This is a genomic window from Streptomyces sp. NPDC023573 (genome assembly GCF_055559735.1).
In genome coordinates, this window is sequence record NZ_JBVHKB010000001.1 from 437,908 (window position 1) to 460,181 (window position 22,274).

Consider the following 22,274-nt stretch of genomic DNA (forward strand, 5'->3'; position numbering starts at 1 on the left):
GCGACCCCGTGCACCGGTGCCCGGGGTGCGCGCGACTGCTCCTCTCTCGGCCATACACCTAGCCTCGACCCGAACTCGGGCATTCCGGGGGCCTGTTGGGGGCAATACCTCCCCACAAGTCGCACCGACTCGGGGAGGGGCACGTGATCGGGGCACACACAGCGGACCACGCGGATGTGGTCATCATCGGGGCCGGGATCGCCGGCCTGTCGGCGGCCCACCAGCTCATCGGCGCGGGGGTGGGCGTCAGCGTCCTCGAGGCCGCCTCACGGGTGGGCGGCCGGATGGCCACCCATGACATGGACGGGTTCAGGCTCGACCATCTGGGCCCGCTGCTCAGTTCCGCGTATCCGGAGCTGAGCACCGCCCCGGGGCTCGAAGGCCTGGTGCTGCGGGACTTCGCCCCGGGGGTGCTCGTCCACAGCGGGGGGCGGCGGTACCGCGCCGGGGACGTACGGAGCGCGAGGGGCGCACTCCGAGCGGTGCGCTCCCGGTCGAGCGCTCCTCACGCGCCCCTGGGCGGGGCGATCGAGCAGGCCAGGCTCGGCGCCTGGCTTGCCCGGCTCGCCACCGCTCCGGAGTCCCGGATCCTCGCCAGGCCCGACAGGGCCGCGTCCGAGGTGCTGTCCGGCCTCCCGCCCCGCACGGTCGGCGGGTTCCTGCGGCCCCTCCTCTCGGCGCTGCTCGGCGACCCCGGGCTCACCACGTCCAGCCGCATGGCCGACCTCGCCCTCCGGGACTACGCGCGCGGACGGCTCTGTGTGCCCGCGGGCGGCTCCGCGACGCTGCCCGACCTGCTGGCGGCCGCCCTGCCGCCCGGGACCGTACGCACCGGGGTGCACGTGACCGCGGCGGACATCACCTCCGTACGCACCAAGGAGCACGGCGAGCTCAGCTGCCGGTCGCTCCTGCTGGCCACCGGCGCGGGGGCCGCCGCCGAACTGCTGCCGGGGCTGCGGACGCCCGCCTTCCACCCGGTGACCGTGCTGCACCACACCACCGGGGAGCCACCGGCGACCGGGGGCCGGCTGCTGCTGGACGCGGACCGCTCGGGCCCGGTCGCGCACACCGCCGTGATGAGCGAGGTCGACCCCTCGCGCGCCCCGCGCGGCCGGGCCCTGATCACCTCCACGGTGCTCGGCTCCCCGCCGCGGGACCTCGACGGAGAGGTGCGCGCGCACCTGGCCACGCTCTACGGCACGTCCACCGACGACTGGGAGCTGCTGGCCGCCCACCACGACCCCGAGGCGGTCCCCGCCATGCCGCCGCCGCACGACCCGCGCCGGCCGGTCCGGCTGCTCGCCGGGCTGTACGTCTGCGGCGACCACCGCGACACCAGCACGGTCCAGGGCGCGCTGCGCTCCGGCAGGCGCGCCGCCTCGGCAGTCCTCGCGGACCTGGGGGTGCGCCGGCAGGGTGCGGACGGGGCGGTGCTGCCCACCGCCGCGTAGACCGCCGGTCAGCCCAGCGCCGCGACCCGGTCGCGGTAACCCCGGACGGCGACGGCATCGCGGTACGGCTCCAGGCGGCGCTCGAAGTCCCGTACGTACTCCGTCGCGCGCACCGACCGCATCTCCGCGGCCTGCTGGGCCGCCTCGGCGCCCAGCAGGCACGCCTGGTCCAGCTCCCCGAGCCCGAGCCGTGCCGAGGCCAGTACCACCCGGCAGAACAGCCGGCTCCGGGCATACGCCGGCGCGCGCAGTTGGAGCGACCGCTCGGCGTGCTGGGCGGAGACGCGGTACTGCTGCAGATCACGGTGGCAGTGAGCGAACTCGTCGGCGAGCTGCGCCTCGTCGAAGTAGCGGGCCCAGTGCGGCACGTCGTCCCCGGGCCGGGAGACCCCCAGCGCGCGTTCCGCGCGGACCAGGGCGGCGACGCACTGCCTGTTCTCCCCGAGGACGCCGTGTCCGCGCGCCTCGACCGAGTGCAGCAGGGCCATGACGACGGGCGGCGCGGAGGAGCCGATGCCCTGCTGGGCGACGCGCGCGAGCTGGACGGCTTCCCTGCCGTGCCCGAGATAGACCGCCTGCCGGCTCATCGTGATCAGGACGTAGGCGCCGTACGCCCGGTCCCCGGCGGCCTGGGCGAGCCGCAGTGCCTGGACGAAGTAGCGCTGGGCGAGGCCGTGCGCCGCGATGTCGTACGAGGTCCATCCCGCGAGCCGGGTCAGGTCGGCCGCGGCGGAGAACAGCCGGCGGCCCAGCGCCTCGCCGTAGCTCCCGCGGAGCATGGGCTCGGCCTCGTGCTCCAGGTACCGGACGAGGGCCTGCCTGGCGTGGCCGCCGCCGTAGGCGTTGTCCAGGGTGCGGAAGAGCTCGCCCACCGAGCGCAGGGCGGCGACGTCGCCGCTGCCGACCCGCTGGCCGGCGCCGCGGTCGGTCTGCCGCTGGCGCGGGACGCCCAGGAGCGGTGCCACGGGAGCGGGCGGGCGGGAGGGGACGGGGCCACGGCCGGCGCCGGCCCGTGCGCCGTGGGCCCCCGCCCCGTACACCGGGCCGGGGACGCCGGGCGTCTGGAGGGCTCTGTGGGCCTGCTGGAGCCCCTGCGGGGGCCGGTCCCCCCGGCCGTCGGCGGGCGTGCGGGGGGCGGGCAGGCCGGTGGCGGCGTTGGCACGCTCCTGGGGTTCGCCCCGGCCGACCCATTCGTCGGCCCGCCCGATCAGCCAGTCCCTGCTGGGGACGACCAGCCCGGCGGGGGTGAAGGCGATCTTGCGCAGCTCCGCATGGCTGCCCGAATCCTTGCGCCAGAGCCCGCTGACGATGTCGACGGCCTCGGCGGGCGTGGCCGCGAACTCCAGTCCGGCGTAGACGGGCGCACACGCGTCCAGGCCCAGGTCCTGCGCGGAGAGCCGGCGTCCGAGCCGTCTGGTGAAGACCTCGGCGATCAGTGCGGGGGTGGTGCCCCGGGGCTGCTGGCCGCGGAGCCAGCGGGTCACCGAGGTCTTGTCGTATCGCAGGTCGAGCCCGTGTTCGAGGCCGAGCTGGTCCACCCGGCGGGCCAAGCCCGCATGGGAGAACCCGGCCTCCGCGATGAGAGCAGCGAGCCGCCGGTTCGGGGTGCGCTGCGGAGGTCGTTCCGACATCAGCTGTAAGGTCTCCTGCCTTCGGCGCCGGGCGGGCAGCCCTTACGGGCTCCCCCACGATGGGAGCGGGCGAGCCCGTTATGGAACGGCGCGAACTTAACCGGCCCGGCGGCGGCGCCAGCGGCCTTCGCTCCACGTTCATCCGATCGTGTGAGGATTAACGGATCGCTGACGGGAAGCACCCCGTCCGTAACCTGCCGGACCCGGTGTTCGGGAGCGGTCGTACAGTGGCTCAGGGCGCACACGGATGGTGCCGTGACTCCGGGGACACCCCCCGGCCCTCCGGCACCGCGAGTAGGGAGGCACCCGAGTGAGTGAGCTGCGGTTCGTCCGTCTGGGATTCGGCGAGGAGCGGGTCGACTACCAGGAGGCCTGGCAGAAGCAGCGCGAGGTGCACGCCGCCAGGTTCGAGGACACCGTCCCCGACACCTGCCTGCTCCTCGAGCACCCGTCCGTCTACACGGCGGGGCGGCGCACCACCGAGAGCGAGCGGCCGCTCGACGGCACCCCGGTCATCGATGTCGACCGCGGCGGGAAGATCACCTGGCACGGGCCGGGACAGCTCATCGGCTACCCGATCCTCAAGCTCCCCCGCCCGGTGGACGTGGTGGCGCACGTCCGCCGCCTGGAGGACGCCCTGATCCGCACGGCCGCCGAGTTCGGCGTGGAGACCAGCCGGGTCGAGGGCCGCAGCGGTGTCTGGGTCCTCGGCGACCCGGTCGAGGACCGCCCCTCGCTCGGCGGGCTCTCCCTCGACTTCGACCCCCGGCTGCACGACGAGGAGTTCGACCCCCGGCTGAACGGCCCGGAGTACGCGCCCTCGAACGCCGGACAGCGCCGCGAGGACCGCAAGCTGGCCGCGATCGGCATCCGGGTCGCCAAGGGCGTCACCATGCACGGCTTCTCCCTGAACGTGAACCCGGACAACACCTCGTTCGACCGGATCGTGCCGTGCGGGATCCGGGACGCGGGCGTGACCTCGCTCTCGTACGAACTCGGCCGCGAGATCACCATCGACGACGTCCTCCCGGTCGCCGAGAGGCACCTGCGGGACGTCCTGGAGAACGCGGAGCTCGCGCCCCGCGTCCTCGCGCCGAAGGAACCGGCCGCCTCGGCGTAGGGAATAGGCCCCGTCGGCCACAGGTTGGCCAGACGCAAGGCCGTTCTAACCACGGGCGTACCCTGGTGTTCGCCGAAGAATCCAATGCAGCGAAAGCAAAGGGGTGCCGGAGTGTCCGGTGTCGCACCCGACGGGCGCAAGATGCTGCGCCTGGAGGTCCGAAACAGCCAGACCCCCATCGAGCGCAAGCCCGAGTGGATCAAAACCCGGGCGAAGATGGGCCCCGAGTACACGAAGATGCAGGCGCTCGTGAAGGGCGAGGGTCTGCACACGGTGTGCCAGGAGGCCGGCTGTCCGAACATCTACGAGTGCTGGGAGGACCGCGAGGCGACGTTCCTCATCGGCGGCGACCAGTGCACCCGGCGCTGCGACTTCTGCCAGATCGACACGGGCAAGCCGCAGGCGCTGGACCGCGACGAGCCCCGCCGCGTGGGCGAGTCCGTCGTGACGATGGACCTGAACTACGCCACGATCACCGGCGTCGCACGCGACGACCTGGACGACGGCGGCGCGTGGCTGTACGCGGAGACCGTGCGCCAGATCCACGCCCAGACCGCGGGACGGGAGGGCGGCGCCACGAAGGTGGAGCTGCTCATCCCCGACTTCAACGCGGAGCCCGCTCAGCTCGCCGAGGTCTTCTCCTCGCGCCCGCAGGTGCTCGCGCACAACGTCGAGACGGTGCCGCGGATCTTCAAGCGGATCCGGCCCGGCTTCCGTTACGAGCGCTCCCTCGAGGTCATCACGCGGGCCCGGGAGGCCGGCCTGGTGACGAAGTCCAACCTGATCCTCGGCATGGGCGAGACCCGCGAGGAAGTCAGCGAGGCGCTCCAGGACCTGTACGACGCGGGTTGCGAGCTCATCACGATTACGCAGTACCTCCGGCCTTCCGCGCGGCACCATCCGGTCGAGCGCTGGGTGAAGCCGCACGAGTTCGTGGAGCTGAAGGACGAGGCCGACGCGATCGGTTACTCGGGCGTCATGTCCGGGCCGCTGGTGCGCTCCTCGTACCGCGCGGGACGCCTCTTCCAGCAGGCGATGGAGCGGCGCGGCGCGACCGCCGCGGCCGCGCCCGCCGTGTGAATCGGCGCACAAGAAGCTACTGAGCGTCAATACCCGCAAAGACGCGGTCCGTACGTCCCCCGCAGGCCGGGGGCCCGTATGGGCCGCGTCGGCGTGCGCGCCGCCGAAATCAGAGTTTCATTGGTGTTTGACCGACCGGTCATGCACTGGTAACACCGAGCAGTGACCCTAGGTACATACGCGGTGGCTCCGCAGCCGCCGTCGTCATTGCTTCCCGCTACTCAGTGCGCGCCGGGCGCGCGCATCCGCTCCGAGGGGGAACACCCACGATGCACGCCGCACCGGTACGAGCCAACGCCATCCCGACCGTCACCACCGCACTCCGCGCAGTCGAGTCCCTGCTGATGAGCGGCGGCCAGCGCACCGCCCGCCGCAACGCCTGGACGGCCGTCCTGGAGGACCGCCGCAGGGCGCAGGACCGGGTCGAGGCGGAGCATGTGCTGAAGGCTGTGGCCGACCACCGTTCCTAGGTCACTCCCGCGCCACGTAAACTTCCGTACATGGCGAGGAAGGCAAACACTGACGGCGCGGACAGCGCCGAGAACGCGGGGCGGCTCAAGCAGATCGCCCTGACCTACAAGATGACCAGGCGGTCGGACCCCAAGGTGGGTCTTGTCGTCGCGGGTGTGGGAATCGTCACCTTCGGTGTCATCCTCGCCATCGGTTTCCTGATCGGTCACCCGGTCTACGCGGGCATCCTGGGCTTCGTCCTGGCCTTCCTCGCGATGGCGATCATCTTCGGACGGCGTGCCGAGCGTGCGGCCTTCGGTCAGATGGAGGGACAGCCCGGCGCGGCGGCGGCGGTGCTGGACCGGGTCGGCCGTGGCTGGACCACGACCCCGGCCGTCGCGATGAACCGCAGCCAGGACGTCGTCCACCGGGCGGTCGGCAAGGCCGGCATCGTCCTGGTGGCGGAGGGCAACCCGAACCGGGTGAAGAGCCTGCTGGCGGCCGAGAAGAAGCGGATGGCCCGCATCGTCGTGGACGTGCCGGTGCACGACATCATCGTCGGCGACGGCGAGGGCCAGGTGCCGCTGAAGAAGGTGCGTACCACGATGCTGAAGCTCCCGCGGGTCCTGACCGGCCCGCAGGTGACCGCCGCCAACGACCGGCTCCGGGCGATGGGCGATCTGATGAGCAACATGCCGCTGCCCAAGGGCCCGATGCCGAAGGGCATGCGGATGCCGCGCGGCGGAAAGATGCGCTGACCGAGCACGACGAAGAAGAGCGGCCCCGGACGCGTACACCGCCCGGGGCCGCTCTTCTTCGTGTGTGTGGCTCCGTACGTCTCAGATGCGGACCTGGACGGCACGGGCGAGCCGGTCGTGGAGGCCGCGGCTGTCGCGGTCCCAGACGATGGCCGGGATCACCAGGAGGAGCAGCACGCTCCGCACGACGACCCGCACGACGCCGAGCCGTCCGCCGTCCTCGGCGATGACCCGCAGGCCCAGAATCCGCTTGCCCGGGGTGGAACCGACGGTTCCGACCGTCAGGAAGCTCATGACGAGGAAGACGCCGAGCGCCCAGTTCCCCGCCGACTGCTGGTCACCGCGAGCGAGCAGGCCGTATGCGATCACCATGCACACGGCCCAGTCGATGAAGAGGGCCCCGAAGCGTCGGCCCAGCGGGGCGACGGACCCCGGGCCTTCCTGGGGCAGACCGAGGCGCTCGCCCCGGTAACCGAAGTCGGCGCCCATCTCCTCGGCCGCCGCGCGCGGCCCCGAGAGCCACGATCCGATTGCTTGCCTGTTGTCCACCCGACCACGGTACTGCGCCCGCCCCCGCACCCGACCTGGCGGGGCACGGAACACGTCGTTGAGGTGCCGCTCACAGCCCGCCTGGTTAACTTGTGCGAAACAATTGGGTCATGCTGGAGAAATCCTGTCTGCCTATGGTCGGGTCCAGCGTGTGCCACCGCACTGGCCACACAAACGAGCTGCAACCCCGCCCTTTCCCGGGTCGGGAGTAGGAGGAGTTGGATGTTCCAGAACGCCGACGAAGTCCAGAAGTACATCGCCGACAACGACGTCAAGTTCATCGACGTCCGGTTCTGCGACCTGCCGGGTGTGATGCAGCACTTCACGATTCCCGCAGCGACCTTCGACCCGGCCGAGGAACTGGCTTTCGACGGCTCGTCGATCCGCGGCTTCCAGGCCATCCACGAGTCGGACATGGCGCTCCGTGCGGACCTGTCCACGGCCCGTGTCGACCCGTTCCGCCGCGACAAGACGGTGAACGTCAACTTCTTCATCCATGACCCGATCACCGGCGAGCAGTACAGCCGTGACCCGCGGAACGTGGCCAAGAAGGCCGAGGCCTACCTCGCCTCGACCGGCATCGCCGACACGGCGTACTTCGGCCCCGAGGCGGAGTTCTACGTCTTCGACAACGTCCGCTTCCAGACGTCGGCGAACGAGAGCTTCTACCACATCGACTCCGAGGCGGGCGCCTGGAACACCGGTGCGGTCGAGAACAACCGCGGTTACAAGGTCCGCTACAAGGGCGGCTACTTCCCGACGCCGCCGGTCGACCACTTCGCCGACCTGCGCGCCGAGATCTCCATGGAGCTGGACAAGAACGGCCTCCAGGTCGAGCGCCAGCACCACGAGGTCGGCACCGCCGGCCAGGCCGAGATCAACTACAAGTTCAACACGCTGCTCGCCGCGGCCGACGACCTGATGCTCTTCAAGTACATCGTGAAGAACGTCGCCTGGCGCAACGGCAAGACCGCGACCTTCATGCCGAAGCCGATCTTCGGTGACAACGGCTCGGGCATGCACGTCCACCAGTCCCTGTGGTCCGGCGGCTCCCCGCTGTTCTACGACGAGCAGGGCTACGCGGGCCTCTCGGACATGGCGCGCTACTACATCGGCGGCATCCTGAAGCACGCTCCGTCGCTGCTGGCCTTCACCAACCCGACGGTGAACTCCTACCACCGTCTGGTCCCGGGCTTCGAGGCGCCGGTCAACATGGTGTACTCGCAGCGCAACCGCTCCGCCGCGATGCGCATCCCGATCACGGGATCCAACCCGAAGGCGAAGCGCGTCGAGTTCCGCGCCCCCGACCCGTCCTCCAACCCGTACCTGGCGTTCTCGGCCCTGCTGATGGCCGGCCTGGACGGCGTGAAGAACAAGATCGAGCCGCCGGAGCCGATCGACAAGGACCTCTACGAGCTGGCGCCCGAGGAGCACGCGAGCGTGCAGCAGGTCCCGACCTCGCTCCCGGCGGTCCTCGACGCGCTCGAGGCCGACCACGAGTACCTCCAGGCCGGCGGCGTCTTCACGCCCGACCTGATCGAGACGTGGATCGACTACAAGCGCACCCACGAGATCGCCCCGATCCAGCTGCGCCCGCACCCGCACGAGTTCGAGCTGTACTTCGACCTCTAGGCACACCGCGGTACGCAGGAACATGAGCGAGGGCCGCTGCTCCCCGGCCGGGGGTGGCGGCCCTCGCTCGTGCGGCATACCGGAAGCGCTCCGGCGGCCGGTGCGCTTCCCCGGTCAGTCCGCCAGCAGTACGCGCAGTTCCGCGACCGCCTCGCGGAGGTGGTCCGCGAAGGCGTGCATCTGGCCGGCCACCGCCCGCGGGGTGCTCAGGTAGAGGTTGAAGCGGTCCGGCAGCAGGACGTAGGCGACGCCGATGCAGCGGCTGCTCGTGGAGCCGAAGCCGAAGTACTGGATGTTCTCGGACGGCGCCGAGCTCGTGCTCAGGTAGTCGTCGCGCATGGTGAGCCAGCCCGGGGAGCGGTAGAGGGCGGGCTGCTCGCGCACTCCCAGTTCGTCGCCGCGGCGGCGCTGGATCAGTTCGAGCTCCCAGAGGTGCTGCTCGGGGGCCTCGCCCGCCTGGCACTCCTTCGCCCGCGCCACATGGGCCCCGGCGGCGGCCCGGAACGCGGCGCGGCGGGCGTCGCGGCCGGCCGTCGGGTCGTCCATCGTCGCGACGAAGGCGGACATCCCGGGGGTGACCACGCGCATGGCCTCGGTGCGGCCGTGGCGGTACTGCCGGGTGGCGATGGACTCGTACGTGGCTCCCAGGTGGCCCTTGGCCCGCTGGTGGGCCAGCTGGTACGCGACCTGGACGAAGGCGTCCGGGGACACCCCGAGCGCTTTGGCCGCCGTACTGCCGAAGTCCTCGAACGAAACGGTGCGGGTGGCGGTGGCGTCGCCGTACGCGGCGAACTCCTCGGCCGCGGCGCGCACCCGCGCCCGCTGGGACGCGTCCAGTTCGAAGGCCAGGGGACGCGGGGCCGGCACGCCCTGGGGGCGCGCCCCGGAGAGGCGGGAGTGCTCGTCCGGCGGGGTGCCGAGCAGGGCGTCGGTGAAGCTGAGGATGGTCGTCCCGTCCAGCTCGCAGTGTTCGACGTTGATGCCGGCCCGGCCGTCCGCGTGGACGACGAAGGAGACGGCCTTGTCGAACCAGCGGTTGCCCCGGTCCCCGTACAGCAGTTCGTCGCAGGCCGTCTGGGTGTCCTCGGGTGCGAAGTCCTCCAGGCAGACGCAGAAGAGCGCGGTCTCGATGTCGTCCAGCGTGCGGGCGTTGCCGGGGTGGCCGTCGACGAGGGACGCCCGGGTGGCCGCCCACTCGGCGCGCGCCATGGTGGTGAGGTGCCCGGCCCGCTCCTCCTCGGGCGTGTGGACGTCGGCCTTGGTGACGGCGCGCAGCCCGGCCTCGATCTCGTCGAGGCTGTGCGGCACACCGTCGGGGCCGAGCACGTCCAGCCGGAACATGGTGCCCCGGAAGAACACGACGATGTGCCGGGCCGTGGACGGCCCGGGTGCCTGTTCGCTGTACGGGGCGCGCACCGTGTCCAGCGGCACCCCGGGGATGCGGGTCGTGGAGAAGAGGTACGTGTTCTGCACCATGGACTGGGGAACGCCCCGCTGCTCCACCGGCGCGATCAGCCCTTCGTCGAGCCGCCGCTTGTAGTGCAGCGCGCCCGCGACAAGCCCGGCCGCCCGGTCGAGCTGCCCCTGCCCGGTGTCCTGGAACAGGAAGAAGAAGTTGGCGTTGAGCGCGATCCGGTCCCGGCGGCCGAGGTAGCGGTACGGCCAGAAGGTGTCGAGCCAGCTGTGCACACCCTCCGTGGCGTCGTACTCCTCCAGCGCCGCGTGCAGCGTCCGGCCGGGGCCGCCGGGCCGCAGGAAGGCGGCGACCTCGGACTCCGTCGCGGCCCGCTCCTCGGCGGTCAGCAGTGGGGCGCACCAGGCGAGGAACCTCTCGCAGCTCGCCTCGAGCGTGGGCAGCGGCACGCGCGGAAGGCTTCCTTCACGGGCGAAGGTCGCGCCGGCTGCTGCTTCCTGACTGACGTTCAATGCGGCTCTCTTCTCGGTGAGTTCGGTGAGTTCGGTGAGTTCGGTGAGTGGGGACGAGGAGGTCTACCGGTGCCGCGGCCTGGAGAGATGGAGCTGGGCGTAGAGCCAGCCGTCCTCCTCCAGCCCGCTCGCGTCCACACCGGCCTCGGCGAGACCGTCCAGGACGCCCTGCCGTTCCTCCGGGCCCGCGAAACGCCGCTGCCTGAAGACCCCGTCGACCCGGGTCGTGCGGTAACCCAGCTCCTCCAAGGCTTTCCCGACGGGGTCGAAGGGGAACATCCGCAGCACGAAGTGCGCCATCCAGGGGAGGCGGCCGTCCTGCGCCTCGACGACACGGGTGAGGGTGCGCTCGGTGACGTAGCCGATGCAGCCCGTCGAGATCACCAGGTCCGTCCCGGCGAGCAGGTCGCGCTGTGCGGGGGTGGGGTCGTCCGCCTCCAGGTCGGCGTTGACGGTGGCGTCGAGGAATCCGGCTTCGTGGGCGTAGGCCAGGGCCTCGGTGGAGGCGTCCAGGCCGGTGAAGCGCAGGGCCCGCGCGGGGCTGCGGGAGCGGGAGAGGTCGCGGTCGCGCTCCAGCAGCCCGGCGCGGGTGGCGGGGCCGCTGCCGTCGTAGCGCGCGTACAGCTCGTCCATCGTGGCGTCGTACTTGAGCAGGGCGGCGTTGATCCCGTACGAGCAGCCGATGTCCAGCACGCGGGGGACGGTGACCTGTTCCGTCTCCCGGTACTCCTTGACGAGCTTGTCGAACCAGGGCTTGGCCAGTTGGGGCACGCAGTAGCCGAGCGGGCGGAGCACCTGGAAGTAGGTGCGGGGGTCGGGCGCGGTGTAGATGTGGTCCAGCGAGACTTTTCCGGACGCGTCGAGACGCAAGGGGTTCTCCTCGGTGGGGCGCGTGGCAGTGCCTGAACCGTTCGCCGTGCCCTAGTCCAGGAGCTGGTCACCCCGTACGGCCCGGCCTTCCGCCCTCAGGTGTTCGGGCAGTACGCGGCCGAAGAGCTGCCGGGTGCGCGACACGCTGCCGATGACGCCGGGGCGCTCGCTGTAGGCGAAGATCGCGCTGTGGCGCGCGAGGCCGCCCCGGACGGGGCTGACCCGGTGCAGCGAGTAGCGGCCCTTGAACAGCTGGAGGTCACCCGGCCGCAGGGGCAGGCGCTCCGGTGTGCCCTTGCCGTCCAGGACGTCCCGGACGTCGTCGAAACGCTCGTCGTCGGCGGACCTGATGTTCGGGCAGTACTCGAACGATCCGCCCTCCCGGGCCTCCTGGGTCAGCATGCTGACCGTGTACTCGTTGGTGTCGAAGTGCCAGGGGTGCTCCATGCCCGGCCGTACGACGTTGAGCACCAGCCCGGAGAGCGGGTCGGCGAGTTCGTACAGGCGGGGCAGTCCGAAGCAGTCGGCGACGAAGCGCTGGAAGGACTCGTGGGCGTAGAGCCTGCCGATGAGGGAGTCCACGGGGATGTGGTCGCGGGCGACGAACGCGTTGCCGCGCTCGAAGGTGCGCCGGCCGGGGTGGTCATCGGGCAGGTCCGCGTCCACGTCGATGTTGTAGACGTTGACCGTCTCGACGTCGAAGTACGCGTGCGGGGCGAGGGCGGCGCACTCCTGCCGCAGGACCTCCTGGAGCGAGGGCCGGACGAAGTCCGGCAGTACGGTGCACCCGGCCTCGGCCAGTTCGCGCCGCGCCCGCGCGACGACGGCGCGGGCCTGTGGGCACCCGGGGTCCGACAAGGGGTAATGGTCCGTGTCGACCACCTGATCGAGCGTGACGGCTTGCAGAGTGCTCATAACGACCCTCTCACGCGTGGGCGTCGGTAACTCAACTGGCGGGTAACAGAGTTGAAGTTCCCACAGCCCGGTTGCGTTGTCTGTGACACGTCACACTTCCGGAGAGCGCCCACGGTGGCCAGAGGCGCTTTCCGGCCGCGCCCGGGGGTTCCCTCCGGTCCAGGCGGATGAAGGGGCGCGCGTCGAAGTCGGCACGCCCTCGGGCCCGTCGAGAAAGGCCGGGACCGCCGTCCGTGCCCCCGGATCCTCGGAGGCACGGACGGGCCGGGTCAGCGGCCGTAGCGGATCAGGGCGCGGACCATGCGGCAGGTGGTGTCGGACGGCGGGTGGATGGCGAGGCGGTCGGCCGCCGCGCGGATGCGGGCGTTGTCGGCGCTCGACGGCTGGTACACCCCGGTGTCGAGCAGGGCTATCGCCAGGCGCATGGCCTTCAGGCGGCGGTTGTGCGATACATACCACTCACGGGGCCGGCCCGCGGGGAGCGGCTTCTTCCGCAGCGGCTTGTGGAGCGGCTTGTGGAGCGGCTCGGTCGTGACTGTGGCGACGGCCATCGGCAACCTCCTGGCACGGTGGTGGAACCCTCACGAACTCCCCCTATTCTACTGCCCCCCACTGACAATCGCCCCTGGCCAGAGGGGTTTTCGGGGCCCCTCCCGTACCCTGGGCCCCATGGAGATCTGGATCAATCCCGCCTGTTCCAAATGCCGCAGCGCGATCAGCCTGCTCGACGCGGAGGGCGCCGACTACACGGTCCGCCGCTATCTGGAGGACGTGCCCTCGCCCGAGGAGATCCGGGCCGTGCTCGGCCGGCTCGGGCTGGAGCCGTGGGACATCACCCGGACCCAGGAGCCGGAGGCGAAGGAGCTCGGTGTCAAGGAGTGGGCGCGGGACGCCGGTTCGCGCGAGCGGTGGATCGAGGCGCTGGCCGGCCACCCGAAGCTGATCCAGCGCCCGATCATCACCGCGCAGGACGGTTCGGCCGTGGTGGCGCGGACGGACGATGCGGTCAGGGACGCGCTGGGGCGCTGAGGAAGCCTTCGGCCGGCCCGTCGCACATGTCTCCTGTCCCTCAGGAATCGCGCCGGTCGGCCCGCTTCTGCAGTGCCACACGGCGCTTGCGGTAATCGGCCTGGCGCCCGCGGCTCGCCCTGCCCGCCGCGGCCCGCGCCCTCTCCTCGGGGCTCTTCCTCTTCCGGCGTCCGATCCAGAAGAGCCCGGCGAACACGAGCACCAGGGCCAGGAGGACGAGGATGCCCAGAGCGGCTGCCGCACCGTCCGGAAGGTGGTCGAAGTCGTAGTCGCGGTAGCCCTTGCCGGACACCGTGCCCCCCTGTCGCGTGGTCTGTTCGCCGTGCGGTCCGGCCCTTCGACACCATAGCCACCCGCCCGTGCCCGATCCAGGGAGGTCACGAGCGGGTCAGGCCCGCCCCACCGCCTCCTCCGCCCGGGCGAGCACCTCGGTGAGCCGCAGCCCGAACCGTACGTCGCAGGGGTGCGCCACCCCCGTACGCGCCGCGTCGGCCAGCGCGTCCACGGCCGCCGCGAACGCGCCGAGCGCGTCGCCGCCGCCCGGGGGCAGGGCCGACACCCCCCGCTCGCCCCGGAACTCGACCTCGGTGCCGGCCGCGGCCTCCGGCGCGTCCAGGGCGAGTGTCACCGTGCTGGACGCCCCGGAGGTGTGGCGCAGGAGCAGATGCGTGGCGTCGGACGGACCCCGGGCCGCGACCACCTCGGTCACGTCGCCCAGGACCGGGACCAGGACCGACAGGGCGTGCGGGCCGCAGTCCCAGAGGCCGCCCTTCTCGCGGCGCCAGGGCGAGGCGGCGAACTCGTTGCCGGTGCCCGGGGCGTAGAGAGCGGCGAGCCACTGGGCACGTGCCGTGAACCAGCCGCCCACCGCGGCCTGTTCGGCGATCCACCCGGCCGTGCCCTCGGCGAACCGCAGGGTGCAGAAGACCACGGAGGCGACCCGGGCACGCCCGGCGGCGTCGGCGACCTCGCGCGCGCCCGCCACGGTGGTGGCGACCGGCTTGTCCAGCAGGAGGTGGCAGCCGGCCTGGGCGGCGCGTACGGCCAGGGGCGCCTGGACGTCCGGCGGCACGGCGAACGCCACCGCGTCGCTCTCGGCAAGGAGCGCGTCGATGCCCGCCTCGCCGGTGTACGCCTCGGTGCCGTGGGCGGCGGCGAGCGCGTCCGCCGCTTCGGGGCGGCGCCCCCATACGCCGCTCAGCACGGCGGCGGGGTGGGCGGCGAGGGCGGGCGCGTGGGTGAGGCGTGCCCAGGGGCCCGCCCCGACGAGGCCGACCCGCAGCGGCGCGGCGGAATCCGGGTGTGTGGTCATGCCGACAGTCTGCCCGGGCCGGGCCGCCGGCGCGGAACGTATCCAGTACGCCGCTGGGTGAGACGGCACCGGGCGGCGGGGACCTGGCGTCGCGTGCCTACGCGAAACCTCGGTAACACGGGGTTCACATTCGGGCAACGGTCGGGAAATCGCGCCTTGCGAAGCTGCGCACCATAGACCGCAGCACCCGCAAAGGATGGCGTCCGTGACGTTCAAGGCTGAGTACATCTGGATCGACGGCACCGAGCCGACCGCCAAGCTTCGCTCCAAGACGAAGATCATGGCCGGCAGCCCTTCGAAGGCCGTGGCGGACCTGCCCATCTGGGGCTTCGACGGTTCGAGCACCAACCAGGCCGAGGGCCACGCCTCCGACCGGGTCCTGAAGCCGGTCTTCGCGTGTCCGGACCCGATCCGCGGCGGTGACGACATCCTCGTCCTGTGCGAGGTCTTCCACATCGACATGACTCCGCACGAGTCCAACACCCGTGCCTCGCTGCGTCCGGTCGCCGAGCAGTTCGCGGGCCAGGAGCCGATCTTCGGCATCGAGCAGGAGTACACCTTCTTCGACGGACACCGTCCGCTCGGCTTCCCCGAGGGCGGCTTCCCGGCCGCGCAGGGCGGCTACTACTGCGGTGTGGGCTCCGACGAGATCTTCGGACGCGAGATCGTCGAGAAGCACCTGGACAACTGCCTGAAGGCGGGCCTCGCGATCTCCGGCATCAACGCCGAGGTCATGCCCGGCCAGTGGGAGTTCCAGGTCGGCCCCGTCTCGCCGCTGGAGGTCTCCGACCACCTGTGGATCGCCCGTTGGCTGCTCTACCGCACCGCCGAGGACTTCAACGTCTCCGCGACCCTGGACCCGAAGCCGGTCAAGGGCGACTGGAACGGCGCGGGCGCGCACACCAACTTCTCCACGAAGGCGATGCGCGAGGGCTACGAGGCGATCATCACCGCGGCGGAGTCGCTCGGTGAGGGCTCGAAGCCGATGGACCACGTCAAGAACTACGGCGCGGGCATCGACGACCGTCTGACCGGCCTGCACGAGACCGCCCCGTGGAACGAGTACAGCTACGGCGTCTCCAACCGCGGTGCCTCGGTCCGTATCCCGTGGCAGGTCGAGCAGGACCAGAAGGGCTACATCGAGGACCGTCGCCCGAACGCCAACGTCGACCCGTACGTGGTCACGCGGCTGATCGTCGACACCTGCTGCACCGCGCTGGAGAAGGCCGGCCAGGTCTGATCCGTCACCGGTACGGCACGAAGGGGCGTCCGCTCGCGGGCGCCCCTTCGGCGTACCCGGCCGGTGCGGGAGGGAAGCGTGAGCAAGCCGACACGGGGGGCCCGTCCCGACGGGTGGGAGGACCCTCCTGCGCGGCCGCAATCTCTGCTTCAATGGGGACATGGCCAGCTTCCAGCACACCGCGTCGGGTCGCAGCGACCTCGAGCCGTTCTGGCCCTCCCGTCAGCACCATGACTTCGACCGGGTGTGTTGCCGCGCGTGGAACGCGCAGGCCCTCTAAAGCCGCATCACCCCGGCCTTCGGCCCGCGCGCACGACGTACGTCCTGGACGACTCCTCGCGCGAAAGAGCTGACCCTCATGGCGAACACCCGTACCTTCTCCACCGCTTCCGCCGCCACCGCGGTGCCCGCCGCGGCCACCACCAACGCCCGCAACACCCTCTCCCCCAGCCGGCACCGGCTGCGTGCCGTCGACCGTGACGAGGTCGTCGAGCTCTCGGACGTCGCCGGCTTCCTGCCGCCGGGCGCCACCTGGCTGCCCGCGCCCCAGCACACGCTGCCGGCCCTGCCGGGGCGGCCTCCGATGGTCGGTTACCTGGTGCTCGTGCCCGCCGACCAGCAGCCCGCTCTGGCCGGGGCCGTGGCCTCCGCCCGGAACGGGGCGTTCGTTCCGGAGCCGGCGGTGACCGACGCCCCGGCCGGCCCCGTGCGGATCGACCCGACGCGGCGCACCGCCGCCGTGGACGGCGTCGCCCTCGATCTCACGTACCTGGAGTTCGAGTTGCTGGCACACCTGGTGGCTCACCCGCACCGGGTGCACACCCGGGACCAGCTGGTGACGACGGTCTGGGGTTACGGGCACGTGGGCGACGGGCGCACCGTCGACGTCCACGTCGCCCGGCTGCGCCGCAAGCTGGGCGCCGAGCACCGCCGGTCGATCCAGACCGTGCGGCGCGTGGGCTACAAGTACACTCCCTGATCGCACACAGCTCGTACAGGAGGCCCCGGGTTCCCCCTTCCCCGGGGCCCCCCACCGTGGTGATGGTGGTGCCAGGTACACCCCCGGCCGGGTGTCGGAACGGCTGACGGCGCCCCTTGCGCACAGGCGAGACTGGTGCCGAACGGGATCCGATGGGGACCCGGCGAGGGGAGACACCACCATGAAGTCGGCACAGAGCCGGGTACGGACCGCGATGCTCACCGCAGGGCGGGCGTTCGTCCTCTCCTTCACGAGCATCGTGGGCTCCGTCATCCTCCTCGTCCTGTCGGTCCTCTCGGTCACCCTCGTCCTGCTCGGGGTGGGACTGGTCACCACGCCGTGGGTCATGGAAGCCGTGCGCAGGCACGCCAACCGGCGCCGGCTGCTCGCGGCGAGCTGGTCGGACATCCGCATCCCGGTTCCCTACCGGCCGTTCCCGAAGGACGTGCGCCCCGGCTTCACCGGGCAGGTCGAGCGCACCACTCTGCTGCTGAAGGACCCCGCCACCTGGCGGGATCTCCGGTGGCTGCTGATCGACGTGACGGCGGGGTACTTCCTGCTGGTCCTCAGCTTCGCCCTGCTGGTCTGGCCGCTGGAAGGGCTCGTCCTGGCGGCGGGACTGTGGCGGGTGTTCGAGGACAGCGCGTACTGGTACGGATTCGTGCCGGTGGACAGCCAGATGACGGGCCTGGCCGCCGCCGCGCTCGGCGTCCTGGTCTTCCATGTCGGGCTGTTCGCGAGCAAGCCCCTGCTGCGCCTGCACTTCGTGCTCGCCCGGTCGGCGCTCTCGCCCACCCCGGAGGAGCTCGCGCAGCGCATCGACCGGCTCACCGAGACCCGGCACGAGGCCGTGGACACGGCGGCGTCCGAACTGCGGCGCATCGAGCGGGACCTGCACGACGGGGCGCAGGCCCGGCTGGTCGCCATGGGCATGAACCTCGGCACCATCGAGGCGCTCATCGAGAAGGATCCGGCGGAGGCGAAGAAGCTGCTGGCGATGGCCCGTACGTCCTCCGCGGAGGCCCTGACCGAGCTGCGTGACCTCGTACGGGGCATCCACCCGCCGGTGCTCGCCGAACGCGGGCTCGGGGACGCCGTGAAGGCGCTGGCCCTGCGGCTGCCGGTCGCGTCGGAGGTCACCGTGGAGCTCGGCGGCCGGGCGGAGCCGCCGGTCGAGTCGGCGGCGTACTTCGCGGTGAGCGAGATCCTGACGAACGCGGTGAAGCACTCCGGCGCCGACCGGCTCTGGGTGGACACGCACCACTCCGAGGGCATGCTGCGGATCTCCGTCACGGACAACGGCAAGGGCGGGGCGACCGTCGGAACGGGCTCGGGACTGAGCGGAGTCGAACGCCGGCTGGGTACATTCGACGGCGTCCTGGCCGTCAGCAGTCCTGCGGGCGGTCCCACCATGGTGACCATGGAGATCCCTTGCGCGTTGTCCTAGCCGAAGATCTCTTCCTGCTCCGCGACGGCCTCGTGCGCATGCTGGAAGCCTACGATTTCGAGATCGCGGCGGCGGTCGAGTCCGGACCCGAACTGACCAAGGCCCTGGCCGAGCTGGAGCCGGACGTCGCCGTCGTCGACGTCCGGCTCCCGCCGTCCCACACGGACGAGGGCCTCCAGTGCGCGCTGGCCGCCCGCCGCCGCAGACCCGGGCTTCCGGTCCTCGTCCTGTCGCAGCACGTGGAGCAGTTGTACGCACGGGAGCTGCTGGCCGACGGCAACGGCGGCATCGGCTATCTGCTGAAGGACCGGGTGTTCGACGCCGACCAGTTCATCGACGCCGTGCGGCGGGTCGCCGCGGGGGGTACGGCGATGGATCCGCAGGTCATCTCGCAACTTCTGTCGCGGCGTTCGGCGGACGAGCCGATGGGCGGCCTGACGCCCCGGGAGCGTGAGGTCATGGAGCTGATGGCGCAGGGCCGTTCGAACGTGGCGATCGCGTCGCAGATGGTGGTCACGGAGCGGGCGGTGGCCAAGCACACCTCGAACATCTTCGGCAAGCTCGGCCTTCCCGTCTCGGACGACGACAACCGGCGCGTGCTCGCGGTCCTGGCCTACCTCGACCGGGGCTGACCCGCACGGCCGGCGCGGGCCGGGCGGCCGGGGCCGACGCGCACGGCCGGCTCCGCTCAGCCGGCGAACCAGCGCTCCGCGTCCAGCCGGAAGGCGGCCGCGGGCGCCATCCTCCGCAGATCCGCCTCCAGAGCCCCGACCCGCTCCGCGCCGAGCACCCCGACCCATTCCGCGCGGAGCCGGTCGAAGCCCTCGGCGGATCTGACCAGCACGTCGACGCCGCGCGCGGTGAGTCTGACCAGTTTGCGGCGGCCGTCGCCGGGATCGTCGACCCGTTCCACGTATCCGAGGCCCTCCAGCTTGTCGACCGTCTTCCCCGCCGCCTGCTTGGAGACTCCCAGCCGACGGCCGATCTCACTGGCGCTCGCCCCCTCCCGCCCCACCGCCTGGAGCGCGAAGCCGTAGGCCGGACGCACGTCCGGGTGGCCATGCGCAGCCAGGTCGCGGTGCAGGGCGTCGATGATCGACCGGAAGCCGGCGAACAGCAGCAGGGGCAGCTCGAACCCCGCCTCTTTCCCTCCGCTCCTCTCCTCAGCCATTGCGCATCTCGACAACCTGGTTTACTTTTTCGACAATCACGTTGTCGAGTTTACCGCGAGGGGACCACCATGTCCGGTACGCACTTCCCCGATCACACCATCGGCTCGGCGCCGCAGGCGTCCCGCCCCACCATGGAGGCCATGGCCGCCAGACAGGGTGGCCGTGTCCCGTCCGCCGTGGCCCGGCTCGCCACGTCGCCGGAGACGCTCAACGGCTTCCTCCAGGCGAGCGCGGCCTTCGAGTCGAGCACGCTGGACCCGCTGTCCCGCGAGGTCGTCGTCATGACGGTGGCCACCCGCAACGACTGCCACATCTGCGTGGAGATGCACACGGGGAGGCTGCGGTCGCTCGGCGCGGCACCGGAGCTCGTCGCTGCACTGCGGGCCCCCGGTGAGCAGCCTCTGCCGGTCGAACGACTGGAAGGCGTAAGGCGTTTCACCCTCGCGGTGCTGGAGACGGCCGGCGCGGTCGAGGACGAGCGTCTCCGGGACTTCCTGGCGCTGGGCTACACCTCACGCAACGCCCTGGAGGTGGCTCTCGGGATCGGCGCCTACACGATGTCGACGCTGGCCAACCGGATGACGGGAGCGCCGGTGGAGGCCGTACCGGTGTAGGGCGCCCGTACGACTTCCGCGGTGTGCTGAACGGGTGGGGCCCGCGGTCCGTATGGGACGTCACGCTTCTGACTCGAAGCACCGGAGCGGAGGAGTTCCATGGGACGCACATCGCGCAGGAAACGCACGACGCCCGCCGGCCGGGCCGTGGCCACCGCGGCCGCACTGGCTCTGGGCGGGGGTGGGCTGGTCGCCGTCGATGTCCACGCGAGCGCCGGAGAGGGCGGGTCCGGTCCGCCTTCGGCGCAGGCCCGGGACACGGCCCGCCGGATGTCCACCATCGACTGTCCCGACGCGGGGATCGCCCTTCCCGGCGTGCCGGCCGGGGCGCGGCCGGAGGTCGACCGCGAACTGGCCGCCATGGACACGCAGATCACCGAGGCGTACCGGGAGTTCGCGGACCGCGGGGAGCGGATCGCCCGGGATCCGGATCTCGCCGGGAATGCGGTGCTCGGTCCGCTGAGGAGCAGGCGGGCGGCCGGCCTCGACCGCATCCGGATCGCCGTCGAGCGGGCCAGGGGCGAGCGGCCGCACGGCCTGGAGGACCTGGCGGAATGCAGCCTGCGTGCCGGCGACGACCGGGACCAGGGCGGCGGGCAGGGCCAGGAGGGCAACGGCCCCGAGGCGTCCGACTTCGTCGACATCCGGTCCGTCCGGCCCGGCACCGACCGCCCGCGTGACCGCAGGGGCGCCTCCCGGGGTACGTTCACCACCGACTGCGGCCGCAACGAGAACGGCAAGTTCAACTCCGACAACGTCATCGCCGCCCCGGGCGTGAGCAACGGCGCCCACCACATGCACGACTACGTCGGCAACCAGGCCACCGACGCGTTCGCCGGTGACGACGACCTGGCCGCCGGAGAGACCACCTGCCGCGACCAGGGCGACCGGTCCACGTACTACTGGCCCGTGCTCCGCCTGCGGAACGGCCAGGACGAGGACGACGCGGACGCGGACGGCGGCGGCAAGGACCGGAACACCGGGGAGATCCAGACCCCGTCCCAGGTCACGCTGAAGTTCACCGGCTCCCCCGCCGGGAAGGTCACGGCCATGCCGCGCTTCCTGCGGATCATCACCGGGGACGCCAAGGCCTTCACCAACGGTGACGCCAATGCCAACGCGTCCTGGAGCTGCACCGGTTTCGAGGACCGGCAGCTGAAGGACAAGTACCCGATCTGTCCGCAGGGCAGCCAGGTGGTCCGGTCCTTCGCGTTCCAGAGCTGCTGGGACGGCCGGAACACCGACAGCGCCAACCACCGCACCCATGTGGCGTTCGCCCAGGACGACGGCCGGTGCCCGGACGGCTTCAGGGCCGTCCCGCGGCTGGTCCAGCGCATCGTGTACGACATCCCGCCGGGCCCGGGCTTCGCCGTGGACTCCTTCCCTGAGCAGCTGCACAAGCCCGTGACCGATCACGGCGACTTCATCAACGTCTTCGACGACGCGTTGATGAAGAAGGTGGTGAGCTGTGTCAACGGCGGGCGCAGGTGCCGCTGACCCTGCGGCTCCTCCCTGCCCCCTCCACCTGCGCGGTCAGCTCCCGTGGTGACCGGAGTGCCCTTCCTCGCTCCCCCCACTGCCACTGCTCCCCGAGTGGTGCGGCGAGGCGGTCTCCACCGTCCCCCCGAGCCGGCCGCGCAGCGCCGTGACCACGGCCGCGTCACCGACCGCCACCCATTTGCGCCCGACCAGGTACGAGCCGCCGTAGTCGTCGGCCTCGTCGATCCACTCCCGCTGGCCGCGGTCGGTGGCGAAGGTCGCCAGCACGTAACGCCCGTTCCCGGCACGGCAGTTGGCCTGCCTGAGCTCTTCGGCATCGGTCTGCATGTCCGGCTCGCAGCGCGCCTTAGACGCGAGCTGCTCCAGGGTCCCGCTCGCGGTGGGCGGAACGGCGGGCTCGTCGTCGCCGTCCGCTCCCCCGCCGCACGCGGTGAGCAGGGCGATCCCCGCCAGCACGGCCACGGGCATGCGGCCGGCCCGCCGCAGTCGCCACTCCCGCTGCTCCGCCATGCGGCCATCGTGCCCCGGTCTCCCCGGCTTCCGGGGGGAAACCGCACAACCCGCTCCGGAGCGCGCGCGCCGGAGTGACCATCGCACCA

At 71.7% G+C, this 22,274-nt stretch carries 23 protein-coding genes; 13 read left to right on the forward strand and 10 right to left on the reverse strand.

Features of this window, described 5'->3' with window-relative positions:
• Nucleotides 1-143: 143 nt before the first annotated feature.
• Entirely contained in the window at nt 144-1,451 is a 1,308-nt protein-coding gene (locus ACZ32T_RS02000; protein ID WP_467271789.1) for an NAD(P)/FAD-dependent oxidoreductase, read from the forward strand.
• An 8-nt stretch (nt 1,452-1,459) separates the two neighbouring features.
• Here the strand turns inward: ACZ32T_RS02000 and ACZ32T_RS02005 are convergent, their stop codons facing one another.
• Entirely contained in the window at nt 1,460-3,082 is a 1,623-nt protein-coding gene (locus ACZ32T_RS02005; RefSeq protein WP_467271787.1) for a regulator, read from the reverse strand.
• A gap of 310 nt (nt 3,083-3,392) precedes the next feature.
• On the opposite strand from ACZ32T_RS02005, the gene lipB reads away from it, so the two are divergent.
• The 4 genes from lipB to ACZ32T_RS02025 all read left to right on the forward strand — a co-directional run bounded on the left by lipB (nt 3,393) and on the right by ACZ32T_RS02025 (nt 6,490).
• Nucleotides 3,393-4,202: a lipoyl(octanoyl) transferase LipB gene (gene lipB / locus ACZ32T_RS02010; protein ID WP_405661678.1), complete on the forward strand. Its 810-nt coding sequence runs from the start codon at nt 3,393-3,395 to the stop codon at nt 4,200-4,202.
• 111 nt (nt 4,203-4,313) lie between these two features.
• Nucleotides 4,314-5,282 (forward strand): lipoyl synthase, encoded by a 969-nt coding sequence (gene lipA / locus ACZ32T_RS02015; RefSeq protein WP_467271782.1) that lies wholly within the window; start codon nt 4,314-4,316, stop codon nt 5,280-5,282.
• A 269-nt stretch (nt 5,283-5,551) separates the two neighbouring features.
• Entirely contained in the window at nt 5,552-5,752 is a 201-nt protein-coding gene (locus tag ACZ32T_RS02020) for an SCO2195 family GlnR-regulated protein (protein ID WP_356707364.1), read from the forward strand.
• A 30-nt stretch (nt 5,753-5,782) separates the two neighbouring features.
• Entirely contained in the window at nt 5,783-6,490 is a 708-nt protein-coding gene (locus tag ACZ32T_RS02025; RefSeq protein WP_356707365.1) for a DUF4191 domain-containing protein, read from the forward strand.
• An 81-nt stretch (nt 6,491-6,571) separates the two neighbouring features.
• Here the strand turns inward: ACZ32T_RS02025 and ACZ32T_RS02030 are convergent, their stop codons facing one another.
• Nucleotides 6,572-7,039, reverse strand: coding sequence for an RDD family protein (locus ACZ32T_RS02030; protein WP_467271779.1), 468 nt, complete (start codon nt 7,037-7,039; stop codon nt 6,572-6,574).
• Nucleotides 7,040-7,261: 222 nt separating this feature from the next.
• Between ACZ32T_RS02030 and glnA the strand changes: the two genes are divergently transcribed.
• Complete coding sequence (gene glnA, locus ACZ32T_RS02035) at nt 7,262-8,671, forward strand: type I glutamate--ammonia ligase (protein WP_356707367.1); 1,410 nt, start codon at nt 7,262-7,264, stop codon at nt 8,669-8,671.
• A gap of 114 nt (nt 8,672-8,785) precedes the next feature.
• On the opposite strand, the gene ACZ32T_RS02040 is transcribed toward glnA, so the two are convergent.
• The 4 genes from ACZ32T_RS02040 to ACZ32T_RS02055 form a co-directional block, all read right to left on the reverse strand.
• A complete protein-coding gene (locus ACZ32T_RS02040; protein WP_467364867.1) occupies nt 8,786-10,534 on the reverse strand; it encodes a choline/carnitine O-acyltransferase in 1,749 nt (582 codons plus the stop codon).
• A gap of 126 nt (nt 10,535-10,660) precedes the next feature.
• A complete protein-coding gene (locus ACZ32T_RS02045) occupies nt 10,661-11,467 on the reverse strand; it encodes a class I SAM-dependent methyltransferase (RefSeq protein ID WP_467364869.1) in 807 nt (268 codons plus the stop codon).
• Nucleotides 11,468-11,518: 51 nt separating this feature from the next.
• Nucleotides 11,519-12,382, reverse strand: coding sequence for a HalD/BesD family halogenase (locus ACZ32T_RS02050; protein ID WP_467271772.1), 864 nt, complete (start codon nt 12,380-12,382; stop codon nt 11,519-11,521).
• A gap of 269 nt (nt 12,383-12,651) precedes the next feature.
• The gene (locus ACZ32T_RS02055) at nt 12,652-12,933 is read right to left on the reverse strand and encodes a hypothetical protein (RefSeq protein WP_467364871.1); all 282 of its coding nucleotides are present in this window, start codon (nt 12,931-12,933) and stop codon (nt 12,652-12,654) included.
• Between the two features lie 118 nt (nt 12,934-13,051).
• On the opposite strand from ACZ32T_RS02055, the gene ACZ32T_RS02060 reads away from it, so the two are divergent.
• On the forward strand, nt 13,052-13,411 hold the full coding sequence (locus tag ACZ32T_RS02060; RefSeq protein WP_467271769.1) for an arsenate reductase family protein: 360 nt from the start codon (nt 13,052-13,054) through the stop codon (nt 13,409-13,411).
• A gap of 40 nt (nt 13,412-13,451) precedes the next feature.
• Here the strand turns inward: ACZ32T_RS02060 and ACZ32T_RS02065 are convergent, their stop codons facing one another.
• On the reverse strand, nt 13,452-13,703 hold the full coding sequence (locus ACZ32T_RS02065; protein ID WP_467364873.1) for a hypothetical protein: 252 nt from the start codon (nt 13,701-13,703) through the stop codon (nt 13,452-13,454).
• Between the two features lie 96 nt (nt 13,704-13,799).
• Nucleotides 13,800-14,723 (reverse strand): Gfo/Idh/MocA family protein, encoded by a 924-nt coding sequence (locus ACZ32T_RS02070; RefSeq protein WP_467364875.1) that lies wholly within the window; start codon nt 14,721-14,723, stop codon nt 13,800-13,802.
• 205 nt (nt 14,724-14,928) lie between these two features.
• On the opposite strand from ACZ32T_RS02070, the gene glnII reads away from it, so the two are divergent.
• From glnII to ACZ32T_RS02090, 4 genes are all read left to right on the forward strand, one after another.
• A complete protein-coding gene (glnII, locus tag ACZ32T_RS02075) occupies nt 14,929-15,963 on the forward strand; it encodes a glutamine synthetase (protein ID WP_393766253.1) in 1,035 nt (344 codons plus the stop codon).
• A gap of 358 nt (nt 15,964-16,321) precedes the next feature.
• The gene (locus tag ACZ32T_RS02080; RefSeq protein ID WP_467271761.1) at nt 16,322-16,942 is read left to right on the forward strand and encodes a winged helix-turn-helix domain-containing protein; all 621 of its coding nucleotides are present in this window, start codon (nt 16,322-16,324) and stop codon (nt 16,940-16,942) included.
• Nucleotides 16,943-17,123: 181 nt separating this feature from the next.
• Nucleotides 17,124-18,389, forward strand: coding sequence for a sensor histidine kinase (locus ACZ32T_RS02085; protein WP_467271759.1), 1,266 nt, complete (start codon nt 17,124-17,126; stop codon nt 18,387-18,389).
• Nucleotides 18,374-19,021: a LuxR C-terminal-related transcriptional regulator gene (locus tag ACZ32T_RS02090; RefSeq protein ID WP_467364877.1), complete on the forward strand. Its 648-nt coding sequence runs from the start codon at nt 18,374-18,376 to the stop codon at nt 19,019-19,021. The genes ACZ32T_RS02085 and ACZ32T_RS02090 overlap by 16 nt, the downstream gene beginning before the upstream one ends.
• 56 nt (nt 19,022-19,077) lie before the next feature.
• On the opposite strand, the gene ACZ32T_RS02095 is transcribed toward ACZ32T_RS02090, so the two are convergent.
• On the reverse strand, nt 19,078-19,560 hold the full coding sequence (locus ACZ32T_RS02095; RefSeq protein WP_467271755.1) for a MarR family winged helix-turn-helix transcriptional regulator: 483 nt from the start codon (nt 19,558-19,560) through the stop codon (nt 19,078-19,080).
• Nucleotides 19,561-19,629: 69 nt separating this feature from the next.
• On the opposite strand from ACZ32T_RS02095, the gene ACZ32T_RS02100 reads away from it, so the two are divergent.
• Nucleotides 19,630-20,175 (forward strand): carboxymuconolactone decarboxylase family protein, encoded by a 546-nt coding sequence (locus ACZ32T_RS02100; RefSeq protein ID WP_467364879.1) that lies wholly within the window; start codon nt 19,630-19,632, stop codon nt 20,173-20,175.
• A 99-nt stretch (nt 20,176-20,274) separates the two neighbouring features.
• The gene (locus ACZ32T_RS02105) at nt 20,275-21,672 is read left to right on the forward strand and encodes a DUF1996 domain-containing protein (protein WP_467364881.1); all 1,398 of its coding nucleotides are present in this window, start codon (nt 20,275-20,277) and stop codon (nt 21,670-21,672) included.
• 36 nt (nt 21,673-21,708) lie between these two features.
• Here ACZ32T_RS02105 and ACZ32T_RS02110 read toward each other — a convergent pair whose 3' ends face one another.
• Nucleotides 21,709-22,143: a hypothetical protein gene (locus ACZ32T_RS02110; RefSeq protein ID WP_467365653.1), complete on the reverse strand. Its 435-nt coding sequence runs from the start codon at nt 22,141-22,143 to the stop codon at nt 21,709-21,711.
• Between the last annotated feature and the right edge of the window lie 131 nt (nt 22,144-22,274).

Excerpts from the sequence above, each read along its gene's own strand:
- ACZ32T_RS02005 (WP_467271787.1), bottom strand. The coding sequence starts at position 3,082 with ATGTCGGAACGACCTCCGCAGCGCACCCCGAACCGGCGGCTCGCTGCT.
- ACZ32T_RS02020 (WP_356707364.1), top strand. The coding sequence starts at position 5,552 with ATGCACGCCGCACCGGTACGAGCCAACGCCATCCCGACCGTCACCACC.
- ACZ32T_RS02025 (WP_356707365.1), top strand. The coding sequence starts at position 5,783 with ATGGCGAGGAAGGCAAACACTGACGGCGCGGACAGCGCCGAGAACGCG.
- glnA (WP_356707367.1), top strand. The coding sequence starts at position 7,262 with ATGTTCCAGAACGCCGACGAAGTCCAGAAGTACATCGCCGACAACGAC.
- ACZ32T_RS02050 (WP_467271772.1), bottom strand. The coding sequence starts at position 12,382 with ATGAGCACTCTGCAAGCCGTCACGCTCGATCAGGTGGTCGACACGGAC.
- ACZ32T_RS02055 (WP_467364871.1), bottom strand. The coding sequence starts at position 12,933 with ATGGCCGTCGCCACAGTCACGACCGAGCCGCTCCACAAGCCGCTCCAC.
- ACZ32T_RS02060 (WP_467271769.1), top strand. The coding sequence starts at position 13,052 with ATGGAGATCTGGATCAATCCCGCCTGTTCCAAATGCCGCAGCGCGATC.
- ACZ32T_RS02070 (WP_467364875.1), bottom strand. The coding sequence starts at position 14,723 with ATGACCACACACCCGGATTCCGCCGCGCCGCTGCGGGTCGGCCTCGTC.
- ACZ32T_RS02080 (WP_467271761.1), top strand. The coding sequence starts at position 16,322 with ATGGCGAACACCCGTACCTTCTCCACCGCTTCCGCCGCCACCGCGGTG.
- ACZ32T_RS02085 (WP_467271759.1), top strand. The coding sequence starts at position 17,124 with ATGAAGTCGGCACAGAGCCGGGTACGGACCGCGATGCTCACCGCAGGG.
- ACZ32T_RS02095 (WP_467271755.1), bottom strand. The coding sequence starts at position 19,560 with ATGGCTGAGGAGAGGAGCGGAGGGAAAGAGGCGGGGTTCGAGCTGCCC.
- ACZ32T_RS02100 (WP_467364879.1), top strand. The coding sequence starts at position 19,630 with ATGTCCGGTACGCACTTCCCCGATCACACCATCGGCTCGGCGCCGCAG.
- ACZ32T_RS02105 (WP_467364881.1), top strand. The coding sequence starts at position 20,275 with ATGGGACGCACATCGCGCAGGAAACGCACGACGCCCGCCGGCCGGGCC.
- ACZ32T_RS02110 (WP_467365653.1), bottom strand. The coding sequence starts at position 22,143 with ATGCCCGTGGCCGTGCTGGCGGGGATCGCCCTGCTCACCGCGTGCGGC.